Raw genomic sequence first — 20162 nt, forward strand, 5'->3', positions numbered from 1 at the left:
CAGGCGGAACAGCACAAGGAACAGTAAGCTTTGATCCAATAACAGGATTGATGAGCTACACGCCACTAGCTACAGAAGCAGGAAGTACAGTAACAGTTGTTTACCAAGTATGTCAAGGTACAGTTTGTAATACGGCAACAGTTACTATCACAGTTCTAGCGGGAGACTTAGATGGCGATGGTAATCCGGATAATACGGATCCAAACCCAAGTGTTCCAACAGCGAATGGCGATACTGTAAGTGGAGCATTCGGAGGATCTACGACAGTTAATATCTTAGCCAATGATGACTTCTTAGCCAATGATGGTAATACCATTACCCAAGCAGGCGGAACAGCACAAGGAACAGTAAGCTTTGATCCAATAACAGGATTGATGAGCTACACGCCACTAGCTACAGAAGCAGGAAGTACAGTAACAGTTGTTTACCAAGTATGTCAAGGTACAGTTTGTAATACGGCAACAGTTACTATCACTGTTATAGCAGTTTCTCAACCAGTATCTGATATAGGAACTGTAACCTCTACAGGAGGGACAGCAATACTAAACGTAGCAGCAAATGATAAAATGAATGGTGTTCCAGCAACATTAGGAACTACAGGTAACGCAACCGTTTCTCAATCAGGAATATGGCCAGTAGGAATTACATTAAATCCATTAACGGGAGCAGTAACTGTTGCGGCAGGAACAGTACCGGGAGTTTATAATGTAGTTTATGAATTGTGTGATAAATTAACACCTACAACTTGTAATACAGCAACCAGTATTATTACAGTAGGGGAATCTCCAAAAATAGCAATCATTAAAACGGCAACTTTTGATGATAATAACGGAGATGGTTATGCACAGGTTGGAGAAACGATAACCTATAAATTTGAGATTTCCAATACAGGTAATGTACCATTAACAAATGTTGTTGTAATCGATCTTTTACCTGGTATTGTCCTTACAGGAGGCCCAATAGCATTGGGTGTTGCACAAACCGATACTACTTCGTTTGAGGCAAAATATAGTCTAACTCAAGCTGATATTAACAAAGGAAATGTTGAAAATCAAGCCAAAGTGACTGCTTTAAGTCCTATTGGGACTTTAGTAAGTGATCTTTCTGATAATGAAACGATTACAGATGACAAGCCTACGGTTTTAGGAATTTCAGGATGTGTAATCGAAGTGTTCAATGCAGTAGCTCCAAATGGAAGCGGTGACAACAAAGTTTTCCGCATCAGAGGCTTAGAATGTTACAGCGATAACACGGTAGAGATATACAACCGTTGGGGAGTTTTAGTATTCGAAAGAGCAGGATACAACAATGATGATAGAGCCTTTAGAGGAGTTTCAGAGGGAAGGGTTACCATTAATCAATCCGAAGAGTTACCAGAGGGAACGTATTATTATATCTTGAGATATAAGGATAGTGCTGCCACAAGTTTCGAGAAAGCAGGATACTTATATATTAACAGATAATTGATAAATAAAGCTTATAAGTTTAAAAATGAAAGCAATATGAAAACAAAATTAATAATGTTTTTACTCTTACTCTCGAGTTTGGTAAATGCTCAGCAAGACGCCCAGTTTACACAGTATATGTACAACACAATCAATATAAACCCGGCCTATGCAGGATCTCGCCAGTCTATGAACATCTTTGCCTTACACCGCACACAGTGGGTAGGGCTAGATGGAGCACCGGTTACTAATACTGCCTCGATCAATACCCCAATCAATGATACTAAAATTGGTTTGGGAGTGTCAGTAATAAATGACAGAATAGGTCCATCAGATGAGAATAATCTATCGGTTGATTTTTCTTATTATATCAATACATCAGAAGATTTTAAACTCTCATTTGGGTTGAAAGCATCAGCAAACCTTTTGAATGTCAATTTTGATAAATTGAATCAGTATGATCCAAATGATTATAGTTTTGAAAACAACATAGACAATAAGTTTTCACCAAATATAGGTGTAGGACTTTACTGGTATTCTGATAATACCTATATAGGACTATCTGTACCTAACTTGCTCGAGACAGAGCATTTTGATAGGTATGCAGGAGTAGGATCTGGTTCTTACATTGCACGAGAGCGTATAAATTATTACTTAACGGCAGGTCACGTTTTCGATTTAGATTACAACCTAAAGTTCAAGCCAGCAATGATGACAAAACTAGTTCAAGGAGCACCTTTACAGGTAGATTTATCGGCTAATTTTTTGATAAATGACAAGTTTACAGTAGGTGCAGCTTACAGATGGAGTGCAGCCTTGAGTGCTATGGTAGGATTTCAAGCGTCTGATTCATGGTTTATTGGATATGGATATGATATGGAAACTACACGTCTTGCAAATTATAATTCTGGATCTCATGAAATATTTCTTCGCTATGAAATATTCAAAAAGTACAACAGAATTACATCACCTAGATTCTTTTAATTTAATATAACGTTATGAAATTAAACGCCAGACATTTCCTATACTGCACAATTTTTTTAGTGTCATCATTAGTGGGATATACTCAAAAAAAAGGTGTGACAACCGCTGATAAAAAATTCGAAAACTATTCTTATGTTGATGCTATAGCTATCTACGAGAAAGTAGCAGAGAAAGGATACAAAGACGAGAAAATGTTTCGAAAACTAGGAGATTCCTATTTTTTCATAGCTGAATTAATAAAGGCAGAAAAATGGTATACTGCACTTTTTGACATGAATGCAGTACAAGAGACGGAGTACTACTATAGGTATTCTCAGTCATTGAAAGCAGTAGGTAATTATTCTAAGGCTGATAAAATGTTAGAGCAATTCATAGCAAAATCGGCAGGAGATCAGCGGGGGAAGCTCTTTGCAAGTCAACGAGATTACCTGAAAGAGATTAAGGAAAATTCGGGGCTTTATGAAATATTCGATGCAGGAATAAACTCTGCCTACTCAGATTATGGAAGTGCTTATTACAATAATACCATACTTTTTGCCTCTGCAAGAGATACGGGTGGAGTAGCTAAGAAAGTGTTTAAATGGAACAATGAATCCTTCACCAACTTGTACAGCTCTGAGATAAGTACACAAGGTGGTTTAGGCAAGCCAGAAGTTTTCAATAAAAACATTAACAGTAGGTTTCATGAGTCAACCCCCGTTTTTACAAAAGACGGCAAAACCATGTATTTTACACGAAATAATTATCTAAACGGGAAAAGGCAAAACGATAGTAGACGAATCATTTTGCTAAAACTTTACAAAGCTACAAACGAAAATGGAAAATGGGTTAATGTAGAAGAACTTCCTTTTAACAGCAACGAATATAGTGTAGCACATCCAGCATTGAGTGTAGATGAAAAGACATTGTATTTTGCATCAGATATGCCGGGTACTAACGGTATGTCAGATCTTTTTAGTGTAAGTGTCAATCCAAATGGAACTTACGGTACTCCAAATAATTTAGGACTCCCAATAAATACAGAGTCGAGAGAAACATTTCCTTACATTGCACAGGACAACAAGTTGTATTTTGCTAGTGATGGACACCCAGGGCTAGGTGGATTAGACGTATTTGTAACAGATTTATTAGCAAACACAGGAAGCGAAACCATAGAGAACATTGGCGCCCCGATAAATAGTACCCTAGATGATTTTTCATTTGTGATTGATGCAGAGAACAGAAAAGGATTTATAACCTCTAACCGTGAGGGAGGACTAGGTTCAGATGATATTTATAGATTCAATAAATTACCCGTTCCAGTATGTGTTCAAGTACTTCAAGGCGTAATCAAGGATCAAGACACAGGATTAGTCATGGCAAATGCCAAGGTAAGTTTGTTTGATGCTAATTTTAATCTTATAAAGGAGATCACAACTCCATTATCTGGAGCATATACATTTGAGGTTGAATGTGGGAAAGTGTATTATTTAAGAGGAGAAAAGGTAGAGTATGAAACTAAAGAGAACAAGATTGTAATAGCAAAAGTATCAGGAGAAACACAAGGACCATTAGAATTAGAGCCACGTAAAAGAGCAGTCGATGTGGGTACAGACTTAGCCAATACCTTGAATATTCCAATTCTTTATTTTGATTTAGACAAGTCATTCATACGAAAAGACGCAGCATTTGAGCTCGAAAAAGTATTGGCAGTAATGCAGCAATACCCAAAGATGACAATAGATATTAGATCACATACAGATTGCAGACAAACCATTGCATACAACCAAGCACTATCTGATAGAAGAGCGAATGCAACAAAAGCATGGCTGATAAAAAATGGAATAGCTGCAAATCGATTAGCAGCTAAAGGATATGGAGAGTCACAACTTGTAAACGATTGTGGATGCGAACCAACGAACAAATCAAACTGTACAGAGGAGCAACATCAAGCCAATAGAAGAAGTGAGTTTTTAATTGTTTCGATGCAATAAATCTTTTTTTAAACCTTAAAATATCTAAAAAATGCCCACGAAAAGGTTCTGCTTTTTGTGGGCATTTTTATTAAATAAAATCAAGTAAGATTACGCATTCAAAAAAAATTCCCGCTGATACAACTACCAGCAGGAATTTCAAACAAACCATTTATATAACTAACTAACTATCTTCTGTCTATTCTGATGGCTACACTTCCTGATGCTTTAGTGTCCTCAATTTTGGCTTTTGTACCATTTGTTCTGTAATAGTAGTAGTCATCATCATTTGAGTTTTGGCTGTTGCCATAATCATTGTTTCCATAGCTGTTTTGACTATATTCATGACGGCCGCCACCTTTTACGGCTCCAACAATATCAACAATCTGACCACGACGGTTGTAGATAATTTCTAAACCACCCACTCGTTCTAAGGCATAACGGTTGTATGTCATATAAACTGAACCTACTCGTTTTACTCTATCATTTGAGTCATAGTTGATCATCACGTTTCCAATACGTCTTACTCTGCCCATGTTGTCGTGTTCTACTTTTACACCATAATTTCCGTTTCGAACATTTGCTGGTGCACCATACGTTTTATTCATGCCATTTTTTTTGCCTGTTTTATAATACATGCCGCCAGTTGAACCGGTTGAAGGACGTGTATTAAAATCAAATTGTCCGTCAGGGAATATGAAGAACTCAATTCCTCTTTCTGTGAACACAATTGGATCGGCATCTCTAAAATCTACAACAGATCTTCTTTCTACAGAAAAATCGATTTTCTCTGCGGCATTCACTATACCACCTCCAAATACGAAGATACTAGCTACTAAAAAGGTAATTTTTTTCATGATAATTATATTTTGAATTTTGCCTACTCTTGAGCTTTTCGGCTTTCGCTTTTTTTACTTATTTGATTAGGTATATCCAAGTAGCGTGCCAAAGATTTGAATCACGGTTTTGTGTTTTTAGCTTGTAAATTGATTTAAAACATATAATTAACTTTAAATCAATCAATTAAAATCTTTAAAAAAATAAAAATAATTTTATTGAGAAGGGAATATTAAGGTTTTTTTAATATAATTCTTGTTGGGCTCAATGTGCTTTTTTATCGTTTTGATAAAGAACGAATCTCAATAAAAGAGATAGAACCTAATTTTTAAAAATATTTTTATATAAAACTACTTATCAACAATCCCTAAAATTAACTTTAGTTACAAACACGCATCGAGGGATATTGAGTAATTTTGTAACATGTATGCTTTAGTCGATTGTAACAATTTCTATGCTTCCTGCGAACGTGTTTTTCAGCCGAAATTCAACGGGAAACCGGTTGCAATTTTGTCAAATAACGACGGTTGCGTGATTTCCAGAAGTAATGAAGCGAAAGCGGTTGGGATTCCTATGGGTGCGCCAGCATTCCAGATTAAGGAATTGGTAAAAGAGAAAAATGTAAAAGTATTTTCTTCGAATTATCCGCTTTATGGTGATTTGAGTAATCGGGTGATGGCAATTTTAGGCCAGTTTACCCCGAATCTAGAAATTTATAGTATCGACGAAGCCTTCCTGAATTTTGATGGTTTGACGATTTTAGATTATCATGATTATGGAATCCAAATGAAAACCCGTGTGCAAAAATGGGTTGGGATTCCCGTTTGTATTGGTTTTGCACCAACAAAAGCATTGTCTAAAGTAGCCAATAAAATTGCCAAGAAATTCCAAGGCAGAACGCAAGGTGTTTACGTTATTGACACCGAAGAAAAGCGTATTAAAGCCTTGAAATGGACAAAAATTGAAGATGTCTGGGGCATTGGTTACCGAATGAATAAAAAGATGAAAGCTAAAAATATTGTAACTGCTTTAGATTTTATTGCACCACAACACGAAGCTTGGATCAAAAAAGAAATGGGTGTGGTAGGTATGCGTTTAAAATACGAACTCGAGGGAAAATCAGTTTTGGATTTAGACCTTATTGTGGACCAAAAGAAAAGTATTGCTACGACCAGAAGTTTCCCGAAACAAATTGCTGATTTTGATTTATTGCGTGAGCGTGTTGCTACTTTTGCAGCGGTTTGTGCAGAGAAATTGCGAAAGCAAAACTCCTGCTGTCATACGATTATTGTAATGCTAGTGGTTGATAAACATACGGTAGAAACTTCCAAATATTATTTTAATATGGCGGTTACGTTGTCCTATGCGTCAAATTCTACGTTGACAATTTCTAATACAGCTATCGCAATGTTGAAAAAATTACACCTAGGAAATGAGCATTTGAAATTCAAGAAAGCGGGCGTCATTGTCACTGAGTTGATTGATCAGGACAAGAAACAGTTGCAGTTGTTTGATGAGGAAAACCCAAAACATTTGGAACTGATGAAAGTGATGGATGGCCTCAATAACAAAATTGGTGACAAGAAAGTAAAGTTGGCCACACAAAATTTAAGTCTGACTTGGAACATGAATCAGAAGCATCTGTCACCCAGATACACCACTAATTTTAAAGATATACTCGAAATCAAATGTCTATAAATAAAGATCAAAAACTGACTTTTTTTCTGCCTGATTATGAAAGTGAATTGCGAATTGCTTTCATCAGTGAAGGTGTTTCAGCGGGATTTCCATCACCGGCTGCTGATTTTATGGAAATGAGCATTGATTTGAATAAACAATTGAGCGAAAATCCATTGGCTACATTTTACATCAAAGTAAAAGGAAATTCCATGATTGATGCCGGAATCAATGACAAGGATGTTCTTGTTGTGGATAGAAGTTTAGAGCCGCAAAACAATAAAATTGCGATTTGTTTTATCGATGGTGAGTTTACGGTGAAACGCATGCAACTCGAGAAAGACTGTTTGTATTTGATGCCAGAAAATCCAAGTTATTCTCCGATAAAAGTCACAGAAGAAAACCAATTAATAATTTGGGGAATTGTAACCTATGTGATTAAGAAACTTTAAATATTCCCTAAGAATTAAAATCTTAATGGACTTTTTAGTCATAAAAAAACCTGTTCAAATAAATGAACAGGTTTTTGAATATTATAAGAATAGTTTAGTGTTTAGGAGTAACTCCATCTTCGCTTAGTTCTAGGTGTTCATAATCAGCAACCATTTCAGCTTCATAATCAACTTTATCTCCTTTAGAAAGTCTATTGATTGCTTTTTCCATGATTTGGTAAATTACAGGAACTACAACCAAAGTTAAGAATAATGAGGAAATTAATCCCCCAATAATTACCCAAGCCAATCCGTTTTTCCATTCAGCTCCAGCTCCAGATGCTAATGCAATTGGGAACATACCAAATACCATTGCGATAGTCGTCATCAAAATTGGACGAAGACGCGCATGATTCGCTTGGATCAATGCTGTTCTCACCGTTTCACCTGCTTTACGCCTTTGGTTGGTATAATCGACAAGCATAATCGCGTTTTTACAAACTAGACCAATAAGCATGATGATACCTAGAATAGTAAATATATTCAGTGTGTTATTGGTTAAAGCCAAAGCCAACATCGCTCCAATAAATGAAAGCGGAATCGCAAACAATACCACAAATGGATGTACAAAACTATCGTATAACGAAACCATCACTAGGTAAACCAAAATAATCGCAGCTAATAACGCAATTCCTAATGTACCAAAACCTTCACTTTGGTTCTCCTGATCACCTCCCCAGATGTAATTTACGCCTAATGGTTTTTTTAATTTTTCAATTTTTTCTTGCCATTGTGTTACAATTGTTCCTGAAGCTACACCAACATTTTGACCTTTTACAGTTACCGATGCTGATTTGTCTCTTCGTTCTAATTCACTTGGCCCAGAACCTTCGGTTACGGTTGCAAATTGATTTAGTTTAATTTGTTGACCCATATCATTAATGAATATCAAGTTACTTACATCGGCAATACTTTTTCTGTCAAAAGCATTGTATTTAATATTGATGTCGTATTCGTATTCACCAGCTCTAAATCTACCATCAGTGTTTCCGCTAAAAGCAGTTTGCATGGTAATACCTACTGTTTGCAAACTCAATCCTAAAGCTGCCATTTTATCTCGATCCACTTTTACGTTCACTTCCGGATTTCCATCTTCTACTGATAATTCGATTTCTGTTGCTCCTGGAATGGTGCGTAATTCTTTTTCGGCTGCTTTTGCAAATTGCATGGCGCTTTCTACGTTTGGACCAGTTACAATTAATCCTAAAGTCGCATCTTCTGCAGTTCCTAAAATACCAACTGGAACCGTTTTAACTTTTGCTCCAACTAATATTTTTTCTAATTTACGTTTTGTTTTTGCAGCATATACATTTGCAGGTTCATCACGTTTGTCTAATCCAACCATTTTAACGTTTATCTCAGACTTGTACGCAGTTGCTTGCGAAGCACCAAGACCTTCACTGGTTTGACCAATCGTTGTAATTTGACTAAAAACATACGCTTCGTTCTTCAAAAAGGCTTCTGCTTTTTGCGTCATGAAATTAGTTTGCTCTAATGAAGCATCTTTTGGCATTTCTATTTGAACTAAAAATTCACCACTGTCAGACGCTGCAAAGAATTCTCCGCCAATAAATCCACCACCAAATAAACTAATCATAGAACCAAAAAAGATTACTAAAACTATAGCCAGTGTTTTAAAATAATGATCCAAACACCATTCTAATAATCCTGAAACCCAATTTGTAAAGCGTGTTAAATAGCTTTCAAATCCAAGGATGATTTTTCCAAAAAGGTTTTTACCTTCAATGTGTTCTAATTTTCCATATCTTGAAGACAACCACGGAATGATTGTAAATGAAGCTACTAAAGACAACAATGTTGAAATAATTACCGTTACACAGAATTGTGTAATAATGTTAGAAACCAATCCGGTACTCATTGCAATTGGTAAAAATACCACCACAATTACTAAAGTAATCGATACAACGGTTCCGCCAATTTCAGCTGTTCCATCATAGGCTGCACGTACCTTATTTTTACCCATTTCCATGTGCCTATAAATATTCTCCAGAACTACAATGGCGTCATCCACAAGAATACCTACAACAAGAGAAAGACCTAATAAACTCATTAAGTTTAAAGTATATCCCATCAAATAAATTCCGATGAAAGTAGCAATTAATGAAGCAGGAATAGAAACCATTACAATCAACGAGTTTCTAATACTGTGCAAGAAAAACAACATTACAAGTGCAACTAAAAGTACTGCAATAAGTAAATCATGTACAACAGCATCAGCAGCTTCTAGCGTAAAAATGGTACTGTCTTTTGCGATTTCTAATTTTAAACCATTCGCTTTATAATCGGTTTCCAGTTTAGCAATTGTTTTAACTAATTCTTCACTTACCGCAACCGCATTAGCATCCGATTGTTTGATAATTTGTAAAATAATAGCACTTTTTTGATTGACACGCGCTACTTTTTCAGTGATTTTTTGAGTGTCCTGAACATCAGCAATGTCACTTAAACGTACTTGAATTCCGTTTTTAGAGGATACAACTAGGTTTCTTAATTCGTCAACATTTTTATATTTCCCGGCCAAACGAATTAATATTTTCTGCTCACGAGTTTGAATGTTTCCTGTTGGAAAATCCAAATTAGAGGATAAAATATTTTGTTGTACTTGCGGAACAGAAAGTCCGTAGCCTTGCATTTTTACTGCATCAAGATTGACTTGAATTTCTCTTTCTTGTCCACCAATAATGTTTACTTGCGCAACACCTTCTACTCGAGAAATAACGGGTGCTAATTTTTTATCAATTAAGTCGTAAAAAGCAACTTCATCCATTTTTCCGTTGGCACCAATAGTCATAATTGGTAAATCACTTAAGGAAAATTTACTTAATGAAGGCGTTTCAACATCATCCGGTAAATCACTAAGAATGGCGTTTATTTTACGTTGAGCATCGTTCATAGAGATATTAACATCAGCCGAGGAGGTTAATGTAATAGACACAGTTGACAAACTTTCGTAGGACTTCGAGTCTATTTTTTTAATATTTTCTAAGGATGCAATCGCATCTTCAATTTTTTTAGTCACGGTATTTTCTACCTCACTTGGAGACGCTCCAGGATAAATAGTGGCAACAGTAATTACATTAGTTTCGAATTTTGGAATCAATTCGTAGCCCAATTGGCTGTAACTGTACAGTCCTCCTAATGTTAGAATCGTAAATAATACGATTACTAATGAAGGACGTTTTATGGATATTTCTGCTAATTTCATTTTTTATTTGCTTTAGGCTTTAAGCTTTAGGCTTTAAGCGGTTTCTTTATGGCTTTTAGACCTATTTTATGACTTCCACTTTAGATCCATCTTGAAGGTTAATTTGACCTGTAACAATTACAGTTTCACCATCAGAAAGTCCATTTAAAATTTCTACTTTATCACCAAGAATTCTTCCCGCTGTAACCGTTTTTAGTTTAGCAGTTCCATTTTCGATTACAAATATTTCGTTGCTGCTCACACTTCCTACAAAAGCATTTCTAGGAACAATCATCAACGATTGTTTTTGTTGGCTTGAAGCAAATTCAGCAGTTCCGTACATTCCGGCTTTCAGATCATTTGAAGCATTATTAGCAATTTCTATTTCTACCGGAAAGTTTAAACTTGCGTCTGCTTTTGGAGCAATGAAGGTGATTTTTCCAGAGAATGTAGCATCAGGATATACACTAGCTTTTACGTTAATCGTATTGCCTACTTTTAAACCTGCTACTTGATTTTCGTTAACGTTTACTTTCAACTTCAATTTTGAAACATTTACAATGTCAAACATTTGCGTTGCAGCGCCAAGAACGGATCCTGGTTCAATGTATTTTTTGTTTACGATTCCGTTAATTGTCGCTTTGATATTAGTATCGCCAATATTAACTTTTGCTTGTTGTAATCTTGATTTTGAAGTTACCAAATTCAATTTAGCTTGATCCAATTGTTGTTTCGTCACACCACCAGTTTTAAAAGCATTTTCAAAACGGCTGTAATCCGTCAATGCATTTTGATAAGAAGCTTGTGCCGTTTGCAAGTCAGCTGTGATCTGTTCGCTTCTAACAATAGCTAAAGTCTGACCAACACTTACTCGATCTCCTTCTTCAACTAAAACACGAACTACTCTTCCTGGTTTCTCAGCAGAAAAACTCAATTCCTGTAGTGGTGCAAAATTTCCATTGGCAGAAAAATCAAGAGAAACTTCTTCGATTTTTACGGTTGAAACTTTTACAGAAACACTGGCATTTTTCTCTGCTACAATTGCTGTTTTTGCTTCGTTTTCTTCTTTGTTTTTTGTTAAAGTATATGCGATAACGCCTAAAGCTGCTACGATTGCTACTATGATTAGTATGTTTTTTTTCATTTTTTTAGTTATTTATAAGTGTTTTTAATTCTCCTTTTGATTTGATTAATTGTATTTCTGCTAGTTTGTAGTCTAGGATTGCAGATGTATAGTTGTTTTGAGCTTCAGTCAATGAATTTTCTGCATCCAGTAAATCAGTTAAAGAGGCTAATCCTTGTACATAATTATTTCTTGTGTTGTCTAAAACTTCCTTAGCTAGTTGCGCATTTTCTCTTTGATTGTTGATAGTGGTTAAGCTATTGTCAATTTGTGTTTTTGCATTTGCGAAAGCCAAATCAAGAGATAATTTTGTATCGTTGATGTCTTCTTTTATGGTTCTCAAATCAATATCGGCTTGTCTTACTTTGGCACGAGTACCAAATCCTGTAAAAATTGGCACTTTTAAATTCAAACCAATTGAAGAGAAATCTGACCAATACACGCCATCAGATGGTTTTCCTCCAATAGGCATTTTTGGGCCCTGACCAATATAATTGTATCCTGCGTTCAATGATAGTGTTGGGTAATATCCTGCTTCAACAGCCTTTTTTTGATAAAATAAAAGTTGTTCTTGTTTTTTCAAGAGCAAATATTCTGTTCTGTTTGCTGTATTTGGAATCTCTGATAATGATTGTGGACTTACTTCAAATGCTGTTTGCGGAATCTCGATTTGAGTTTCTATTGGCATTCCCATGTAAAATTTCAATGCGTTTTCTTGAATTTGAACTGCATTTAAAACTTGTTGGCGTTGCGTATTGATGTTTGAAATTCTTACTAAAGTTCGATCTAAATCAATTTTTTTGGCTAGACCATTATCATACTGACCTTTTATGATGTCTTTTACTTTAGTGGTATTTTTATACAAACTGTCAATAACAGTTAGTTTTTGTCTCTGAACATATACCTGATAATAATTATTGGCTACGCGTTCAATTACTTGTTCTTCGGTTAGTTGTTCGTTGATTTGGTAAAATTCTCTAGTAGATTTTGCTGCTTTCAAACCTGTAAAAACCGTTTGATCGAAAATCGCTTGTGTCAAAGAAACACCAGCGGTTGAATTCCATTTTTGACCAAAATTTGCTTGAATTGTGCTTCCTGGTTGACCAAAATTTGCTCCATCAATAACGGTTGTTTGTAATACAGGATTGTAAGTTAAACTTCCATTTGCTGAAATTTGAGGTAACGCTTGAGAACGTACTTCCTGAATTTGGTACTCACTGTTCTCCACTTGTAGTTTTGCTTTTTTGGCTTCTGCTTTATTTTCTAAAGCATAGTTGATGGCTTCTTTGAGCGTGAGAGATTTGACTGCTTGCGCATTGGCACTAAGTGCAAATATTAGGGTTAATAGTATGATTATTTTTTTCATTGTTTATGTAATTGGATTAAGTAAGTTTTTTTCTAATTCGGCAATTCCTTTTTCTGTAGCCATTGCTCTGGTGTGGTATTGTAAAGCTTCCATTTCTAAAGAGAACACTTCTCTTTCAGATCTTATGTTTTCATTAATGGTAAAAATTAATGAGTAATAAAAATTAACATAAACTTCGATATTTATGTCATTTCGATATAAACCTTGTGCAATTCCTTTTTCAATATTTTCTCGAAAACAAGTTTGGCACATTTCCACTTGGTAGGTTAACACTTTTTCATGGATTTCAGGGTAATGCTTTTTTAATTGATAAAGAGGGGAAGTGTCAGTGGCTTTAAACATCTCTGCAAACATGCGTCTTATTTCAAAGTTTTCTTCGATTGCATTAAAATCTTTAGATGTAATTTCGGCAATTATTCCATTAACTTCTGTATGAATAACTTGAACGCTTTCCTCTATCAACAATTCTTTATTGGCAAAATATTTATAAATCGTTTTTTTTGAAATGCACATTTCACCGGCAATATCATCCATAGTAATACTTTTGAAACCAAGTTTCAAAAACATCTCTTTTGCTTTGGATATAATTTTCTCTTTCATTTTCTTTATTCTTAATCAGTTGTGATTTATTGAAACTGTTAAATTTTGTGCAAATGTAATTTGGAAACTTTGTAAACCAAAATAGTTTCCTTAAATTTCATGTTTATTTAACATTTGCTTTCTTATCAAGCGGTTAATTCTAAGTTTGCCATGAACTTAATGTCTTGTCCTAAAGCCAAACCGCCTGTTTGATTAAATGAAGTAAAGTTTAAACCAAAATCTTTTCGATTAATATGACCAGTTATTTCAAATGCAGCTTTTTGATCGCCATCATACGTATTGAATCCTATGAATTCAGCATCAAGCTCCACTACTTTTGTGATGTTTTTTATAGTAAGATTTCCTTTCAAAAAATTGATGTTTTTATTAACTTTTTCGAATGAAGTCGACTTGAAACTAATAATTGGAAACTCCTTAATGTCAAATAAGTCATTTAGCCCCATGTGAGTATCTATTTGTTCTAGTTTTGCATTTTTATTATTGACATCCAAAGAGAATTCTATCGAAGCATCTTCTATTTGATTATCCTCAATATCAATATGTCCGTTGAATTTATTTATGGATCCTGCTAGATACGCAATTATTGAGTGCCTCATTTTTATCAGAACATCTGATTGATTCGAGTCAACTGTCCATTTTGTTTTCATAATTCGTTGCGTTGTATTTGGAATTTATTTTAAAACCGCTAAAGATTTCAAAACATTAAATTTTCGTTGGCAAATGTAAGAAGGAAACTTTGAATACTAAAATAGTTTCCAATGTATTTTGATTTATTTAACATTTGATGACAAAAGGGAGTTTGTAATACAAATTGAATACTGTAAATTAGCCAAAAAAATTATTTTATGCATTCTATATACCAGTATCAAGAGTTTCTTTCGGATTATCTGCAATCACAGTATGAAACCAAAGAACCTAGAAATCTATACGAACCCATACATTATATATTAGATCTTGGAGGGAAAAGAATGCGTCCAGTGCTTACATTAATGAGTGCAGAGATTTTTGATGCCGATTACAGGAAAGCGTTACCGGCGGCTCTGGCTGTTGAAGTTTTTCATAATTTCTCTTTGGTTCATGATGATATTATGGATGATGCGCCATTGCGAAGAGGACAGGAAACGGTGCACGAGAAATGGAATTTAAACACCGGAATCTTATCTGGTGATGCCATGCTGATTTTAGCGTACCAGTATTTCGAACAATATGAACCTATTATTTTTCGGGATTTAGCTAAGTTATTCAGCAAAACCGCTCTTGAAGTTTGCGAAGGGCAACAATGGGATGTCGATTTTGAAGAAAGAAATGATGTTACCATTCCGGAATACCTGAAAATGATTCAATATAAAACAGCAGTTTTAGTGGCAGCAGCCATGAAAATGGGAGCGATTATTGCAGAAACCTCAGAAGAAAATGCCAACTTGATTTATGATTTTGGACTGAATTTAGGTCTGGCTTTTCAATTACAGGATGACTTTCTGGACGCTTTTGGTGATCCGGAAACCTTTGGAAAACAAGTAGGCGGAGACATTATAGAAAATAAAAAAACCTATTTGTATCTTAAAGCAGTTGCGTTTTCAAAAAAAGCTGAAGCAAAAGAATTAAGACGATTGTTCTCTAACCAACCAGAAGATAGTACAGAAAAAATCAAAACGGTAAAAGAGTTTTTTAACAACTCAGGTGCTTCAACAGCAACTCAAGATGCCATACAAGATTTTACTTATAAAGCTTTTCAGACTTTGGATAAAATGAATATCAGCATAGATAAAAAAGAAATGCTGAAGGCTTTTGGTGAGAACTTAATGGGAAGGAAAGTGTAATTTAACTTCAATAACAATTTCAATAATCAATAGCAACGTTGATTTTGAAAGTTGATATTTGAATTTAACAAGAAGTAAATTGTACCACAACAACAATATTGAAAATTGCTATTGATACTGGCATTGAAATTTTAAAGATATGTTTATAGTTCCAAAAAATACAGATTTACTACTTACTGAAGCAGAAAGCGAAAACTTATATTTGAAATTAATCGAACAAATGAATAAGGATTTCAATTTAGCTAATGAAGCAATTGATTTTCCTTTGAGTATTTCTCCTAATGAATTGAAGTTGCAGCTTCATGAAAAAATCTACCGACTCATTCAGTATAAGTTTGCTGAATACCTCAATTTACTATATATAATTGATGTTTCTGAAGGAGAAATAAAAAAACTAGACGGTTCTGATTTAGTAATTCTGGCAGAACAAGTCGCTTTTTTAATTCTAAAAAGGGAATGGCAAAAAGTTTGGTTCAGGAATAAATATTCCAATTAAAAAGAAATATTTACAAAAGGAATCACTGGGCTAGTATAAACGCTTTTTCCTTCTTTGTATAGGAAATTATATTTAGCTCCAAAAGATATTTTACTTGTAACGTTGTATCCAGCGCCGACAAAAAGTGCTGAATCCCAATAATTATAAGTACTTTTCTCCGTTGGAGAATCTTTTTTAGTGGAAACCCTTAATTCAGAAAATTCTAATAGAGTCGTTATTTTTTTTACTGGATTGTATCGGCCTAATACGTTTGCCCCAAAAGTAGTTGTGTTTTGTAAATTTTTTATTGCTGCGTAACTTCCTTGTAATCCTCCTCCCACTGCTATTTTATCGCTAATAGTGTGTGTTAAATTAGGAGAAACACTAATATTTGTACCCCCAACAAAGTTCAGCCCGAATCCACAACCGAATTTTAATTTTTCTGGTTTTTTAATAACAGTGGTGTCAGCTACTTTTTGAGTGATATTATCTTTTGAAGTTTGCGAAAACACGTATGTACTACTGATAAATAAGAATAAGCACAATGTAATTTTAAAAACTGATAGTTGGTTGTTCACGAGTAATTGTGTTTTTATTAAAAATAGATTCTTATAAAAGGCATAAAGGCACTGCCATAAATATTATTCTTATCGGTCAAAACATTGTAACGGGCGCCAATTGTTGCGTTTCCAGATCTATATCCTGCGCCAAGAAATAATCCAGTATTCCAGTAATCTTGTGAATTGCTATTAGATCCATCTAAGTTTACATTGACTCTTAATTGTTCCAGTTCAGCTGAGAGTTGAATTTCTTGTATTGGATTAAAAAGACCTACAACACTCCCGCCATACAAATGGGAAGCGTAATAATCTCTCTGTTTTAAATATTTATATTGTAAGCCAACACCCAGAGCCACATAATCATTGAAATTGTAAATAGCACTTGGTGCTAATGAGATATCCGTATAGCCAGAACCAAAGCCTAAGCCAATTCCTCCTCCAAATTGCACATTTCTCCAAAACTCATTTTTCGTTTCAGGAGGTGATGTGTTTTGCTGTGCAAACAAGCAACTTGAAAAAAATAGGATAATAATCACCAATAATGATTGGGAATCTTCTAAAAAGCTATTCTTTGTCATAAGTTTTCAGTTTTTTAACATTTTTCAATGTAAAAGTATCTTAAAATAAATTATAAATTTATTCAATTATTGTACTTTTGCCAAACTATTTTAACAAAAAAGTATATTCACCACATATTATGGATAGGTTTTCATTTTTAAACGCAGCACACACCGAATTTTTCGCACAATTATACGATCAATATTTAGAGAATCCAGACAGCGTTGAGCCAAGTTGGAGAAGTTTTTTTCAAGGTTTCGATTTTGGGATGACGACTTACAATGAGGAAAACAAAGTAGAGCAAATCGCTAATTTTGCAGCTAATAATTCCGATATCAATTTAGTGTCGGATAAACTTCAAAAGGAATTTAATGTATTGAAATTAATAGATGGATACCGTTCTCGTGGTCATTTGTTCACAAAAACAAACCCTGTTAGAGAAAGACGTACAACATCACCAACACTTGAAATCACAAATTTCGGACTATCAACAGCCGATTTAAATACTGTTTTTGATGCTGCTAAGGTGATTAATATACAACCGTGTACGCTTCAGGAAATTATAACTCACCTTGACACCATATATTGCCAGCACATTGGGGTGGAATACATGTATATTCGTAAACCGGAAGTGGTAGAGTGGATTCAGAAAAAATTAGGAGTTAATGACAATCAGCCTAAATTTTCTTTGGACGAAAAGAAATCAATTCTAAATAAATTAAACCAAGCCGTATCTTTTGAAAACTTTTTGCATACTAAATATGTAGGTCAAAAACGTTTTTCTCTTGAAGGTGGAGAATCAATCATTCCGGCTTTGGATGCTTTAATTGAAAAAGCAGCCGAAAAAGGAGTAGAGCAATTTGTAATGGGAATGGCACACCGTGGCCGTTTAAATGTTTTGGCAAATATTTTTGGTAAATCAACCCAAGACATTTTTGGTGAATTTGATGGTAAGGATTACGACCAGGAATATTTTGATGGAGATGTAAAGTACCATTTAGGACTTACTGCTGACAAAGTTACCAGCACTGGAAAAAAAATCAATATTAATTTAGCTCCAAATCCTTCGCATCTAGAAACTGTTGGTGCAGTTATCGAGGGAATTACTAGAGCAAAGCAAGATAAATATTTTCCTAACGATTTCTCTAAAGTATTGCCAATCGCTGTTCACGGTGATGCTGCAATTGCAGGCCAGGGAATTTTGTATGAGATTGTACAAATGGCACAACTTGACGGTTATAAAACCGGAGGAACAATCCATATTGTGATCAATAACCAAGTAGGATTTACCACTAATTACCTTGATGCACGTTCTTCTACATATTGTACGGATGTTGCCAAAGTAACCCTTTCGCCAGTATTACACGTAAACGCAGATGATGCTGAAGCGGTAGTTCATGCGATGTCATTTGCTTTGGATTTCAGAATGCAGTTTGGCCGTGATGTATTTATCGATTTATTAGGATATAGAAAATACGGGCATAACGAAGGTGATGAGCCTCGTTTTACCCAACCGGTATTATATAAAATTATTGCAAAGCATAAAAATCCAAGAGACATCTACATGGATAAACTGCTTGCAGAAGGGTTGATAGACAGCACTTTTGTAAAAGGATTAGAACAAGAATACAAATCAAACTTGGAGGTAAACTTAGAAGAATCCCGTAAAAAAGATTTGACTATTATTACTCCATTTATGAAAAATGAATGGAAAGGTTTTGAGCAAGTTAGCGACAAGCAAATGCTTGAAAAATATGACACTTCTTATCCTAAAGACGGATTAGATTCTATCATAAAAACAATCTCAAGCCTACCGTCAGATAAGAAGTTCATAAATAAAATAAGTAAAATTGTCACTGATAGAAAAACAGGTTACGACAATAATACTATAGATTGGGGAACTGCAGAGACATTAGCTTATGGTTCGCTTTTGACAGAAGGTTTTGATATCCGTATTTCAGGTCAAGACGTAGAGCGTGGTACATTCTCTCACCGTCATGCGGTTGTTAAAGTAGAAGATTCTGAGGAAGAAGTAATCTTGTTGAATGCCATCGAAAATAAAAAAGGGAAATTTAATATTTTTAATTCTCTTTTATCAGAATACGGTGTTTTAGGATTTGATTATGGATATGCTTTGGCAAACCCAAATACATTAACTATTTGGGAAGCACAATTTGGAGATTTCAGTAATGGAGCCCAAATTATGATTGACCAATACATCTCCTGTGGAGAAGATAAATGGAATAACCAAAACGGAATTGTTTTGTTATTGCCTCATGGATATGAAGGACAAGGAGCAGAGCATTCATCTGCAAGAATGGAACGTTATTTGCAACTTTGCGCCAGACATAATATGTATGTTGCCGATTGTACAACGCCTGCCAATTTCTTTCACTTGCTGAGAAGACAAATGAAAACGACGTTCCGTAAACCGCTTATTGTATTTACACCAAAGAGTTTGTTGCGTGATCCAAGAGTAGTTTCATCTGTAGAAGAATTTGCAACTGGCAGTTTCCAGGAAACATTCGATGATGAAACAGTAAATAAAGCTGATGTGAAAACACTAGTTTTTTGTACAGGTAAATTCTATTATGACATCACTGCCGAAAGAGAAAATAACGGTCGTAACGATGTTGCAGTAGTTAGAATCGAACAATTATTCCCATTGCCAGTGGAACAATTAAAAGCGATTATTGCTAAATATCCAAACGCTGATGATTATGTTTGGGCACAAGAAGAACCAAAAAACATGGGAGCTTACAGCTTTATGTTGATGAATTTCGATTTAGTGAAATGGAGATTGGCTTCACTAAAAGCGTATGCAGCTCCAGCAGCTGGAAGTTATACCAGAGCAAAACGTCGTCAGGCAGATGCCATAAAAATGGTTTTTGATAAAAATTTATTTAGATAATAAGGAGCTATTTCCTGCTGTGCACTATATCTTTTCCTAGCTAAAGAAGCTAGGAAAAGGATGCAGTTTCCATCAGGGCTAAAAAATAGTTTATATAGTAAACATAGGTTGTTCTAGGACAATTTAAAACGTAAAATTCATAATTTAAAATAATAGAA

Annotated in this window: 16 protein-coding genes; 8 read left to right on the forward strand and 8 right to left on the reverse strand. The window is 34.8% G+C overall.

Annotated features, from left to right (window positions below; genetic code table 11):
- From ACNQF6_RS08615 to ACNQF6_RS08625, 3 genes are all read left to right on the forward strand, one after another.
- A partial coding sequence (locus tag ACNQF6_RS08615) for a T9SS type B sorting domain-containing protein (RefSeq protein WP_417965041.1) occupies positions 1-1463 on the forward strand: 1463 nt, incomplete at its 5' end.
- A gap of 39 nt (positions 1464-1502) precedes the next feature.
- Complete coding sequence (locus ACNQF6_RS08620) at positions 1503-2429, forward strand: PorP/SprF family type IX secretion system membrane protein (protein ID WP_417965042.1); 927 nt, start codon at positions 1503-1505, stop codon at positions 2427-2429.
- A 14-nt stretch (positions 2430-2443) separates the two neighbouring features.
- A complete protein-coding gene (locus ACNQF6_RS08625) occupies positions 2444-4402 on the forward strand; it encodes an OmpA family protein (RefSeq protein ID WP_417965044.1) in 1959 nt (652 codons plus the stop codon).
- A gap of 167 nt (positions 4403-4569) precedes the next feature.
- Here the strand turns inward: ACNQF6_RS08625 and ACNQF6_RS08630 are convergent, their stop codons facing one another.
- Entirely contained in the window at positions 4570-5238 is a 669-nt protein-coding gene (locus ACNQF6_RS08630) for a hypothetical protein (protein WP_417965045.1), read from the reverse strand.
- Between the two features lie 403 nt (positions 5239-5641).
- On the opposite strand from ACNQF6_RS08630, the gene ACNQF6_RS08635 reads away from it, so the two are divergent.
- Both ACNQF6_RS08635 and ACNQF6_RS08640 read left to right on the forward strand, forming a co-directional pair.
- Entirely contained in the window at positions 5642-6916 is a 1275-nt protein-coding gene (locus tag ACNQF6_RS08635; protein ID WP_417965047.1) for a Y-family DNA polymerase, read from the forward strand.
- A complete protein-coding gene (locus ACNQF6_RS08640; protein ID WP_417965049.1) occupies positions 6907-7347 on the forward strand; it encodes a LexA family protein in 441 nt (146 codons plus the stop codon). Before ACNQF6_RS08635 ends, ACNQF6_RS08640 begins: the two co-directional genes overlap by 10 nt.
- 94 nt (positions 7348-7441) lie before the next feature.
- Here the strand turns inward: ACNQF6_RS08640 and ACNQF6_RS08645 are convergent, their stop codons facing one another.
- The 5 genes from ACNQF6_RS08645 to ACNQF6_RS08665 all read right to left on the reverse strand — a co-directional run bounded on the left by ACNQF6_RS08645 (position 7442) and on the right by ACNQF6_RS08665 (position 14327).
- Complete coding sequence (locus tag ACNQF6_RS08645) at positions 7442-10612, reverse strand: efflux RND transporter permease subunit (protein ID WP_417965051.1); 3171 nt, start codon at positions 10610-10612, stop codon at positions 7442-7444.
- Between the two features lie 61 nt (positions 10613-10673).
- Positions 10674-11735, reverse strand: a complete 1062-nt coding sequence (locus tag ACNQF6_RS08650; protein ID WP_417965053.1) for an efflux RND transporter periplasmic adaptor subunit — start codon at positions 11733-11735, stop codon at positions 10674-10676.
- 4 nt (positions 11736-11739) lie between these two features.
- Complete coding sequence (locus ACNQF6_RS08655; RefSeq protein WP_417965055.1) at positions 11740-13080, reverse strand: TolC family protein; 1341 nt, start codon at positions 13078-13080, stop codon at positions 11740-11742.
- Between the two features lie 3 nt (positions 13081-13083).
- Entirely contained in the window at positions 13084-13680 is a 597-nt protein-coding gene (locus ACNQF6_RS08660) for a TetR/AcrR family transcriptional regulator (protein WP_282713536.1), read from the reverse strand.
- 125 nt (positions 13681-13805) lie between these two features.
- A complete protein-coding gene (locus tag ACNQF6_RS08665; protein ID WP_417965057.1) occupies positions 13806-14327 on the reverse strand; it encodes a YceI family protein in 522 nt (173 codons plus the stop codon).
- 198 nt (positions 14328-14525) lie between these two features.
- Here ACNQF6_RS08665 and ACNQF6_RS08670 point away from each other — a divergent pair, with 198 nt between their 5' ends.
- Together ACNQF6_RS08670 and ACNQF6_RS08675 are read left to right on the forward strand one after the other, a co-directional pair.
- On the forward strand, positions 14526-15500 hold the full coding sequence (locus tag ACNQF6_RS08670) for a polyprenyl synthetase family protein (RefSeq protein WP_417965060.1): 975 nt from the start codon (positions 14526-14528) through the stop codon (positions 15498-15500).
- Between the two features lie 139 nt (positions 15501-15639).
- Entirely contained in the window at positions 15640-15996 is a 357-nt protein-coding gene (locus tag ACNQF6_RS08675; RefSeq protein ID WP_417965062.1) for a hypothetical protein, read from the forward strand.
- On the opposite strand, the gene ACNQF6_RS08680 is transcribed toward ACNQF6_RS08675, so the two are convergent.
- Together ACNQF6_RS08680 and ACNQF6_RS08685 are read right to left on the reverse strand one after the other, a co-directional pair.
- Complete coding sequence (locus tag ACNQF6_RS08680) at positions 15993-16553, reverse strand: hypothetical protein (protein ID WP_417965064.1); 561 nt, start codon at positions 16551-16553, stop codon at positions 15993-15995. The two genes, ACNQF6_RS08675 and ACNQF6_RS08680, sit on opposite strands and share 4 nt — an antisense overlap.
- Positions 16554-16570: 17 nt before the next feature.
- The gene (locus ACNQF6_RS08685) at positions 16571-17113 is read right to left on the reverse strand and encodes a hypothetical protein (protein WP_417965066.1); all 543 of its coding nucleotides are present in this window, start codon (positions 17111-17113) and stop codon (positions 16571-16573) included.
- Positions 17114-17232: 119 nt separating this feature from the next.
- On the opposite strand from ACNQF6_RS08685, the gene ACNQF6_RS08690 reads away from it, so the two are divergent.
- A complete protein-coding gene (locus tag ACNQF6_RS08690; RefSeq protein ID WP_417965068.1) occupies positions 17233-20004 on the forward strand; it encodes a 2-oxoglutarate dehydrogenase E1 component in 2772 nt (923 codons plus the stop codon).
- The last annotated feature ends 158 nt before the right edge of the window (positions 20005-20162 follow it).

Source organism: Flavobacterium pasteuri, assembly GCF_048286615.1.
GTDB lineage: Bacteria > Bacteroidota > Bacteroidia > Flavobacteriales > Flavobacteriaceae > Flavobacterium.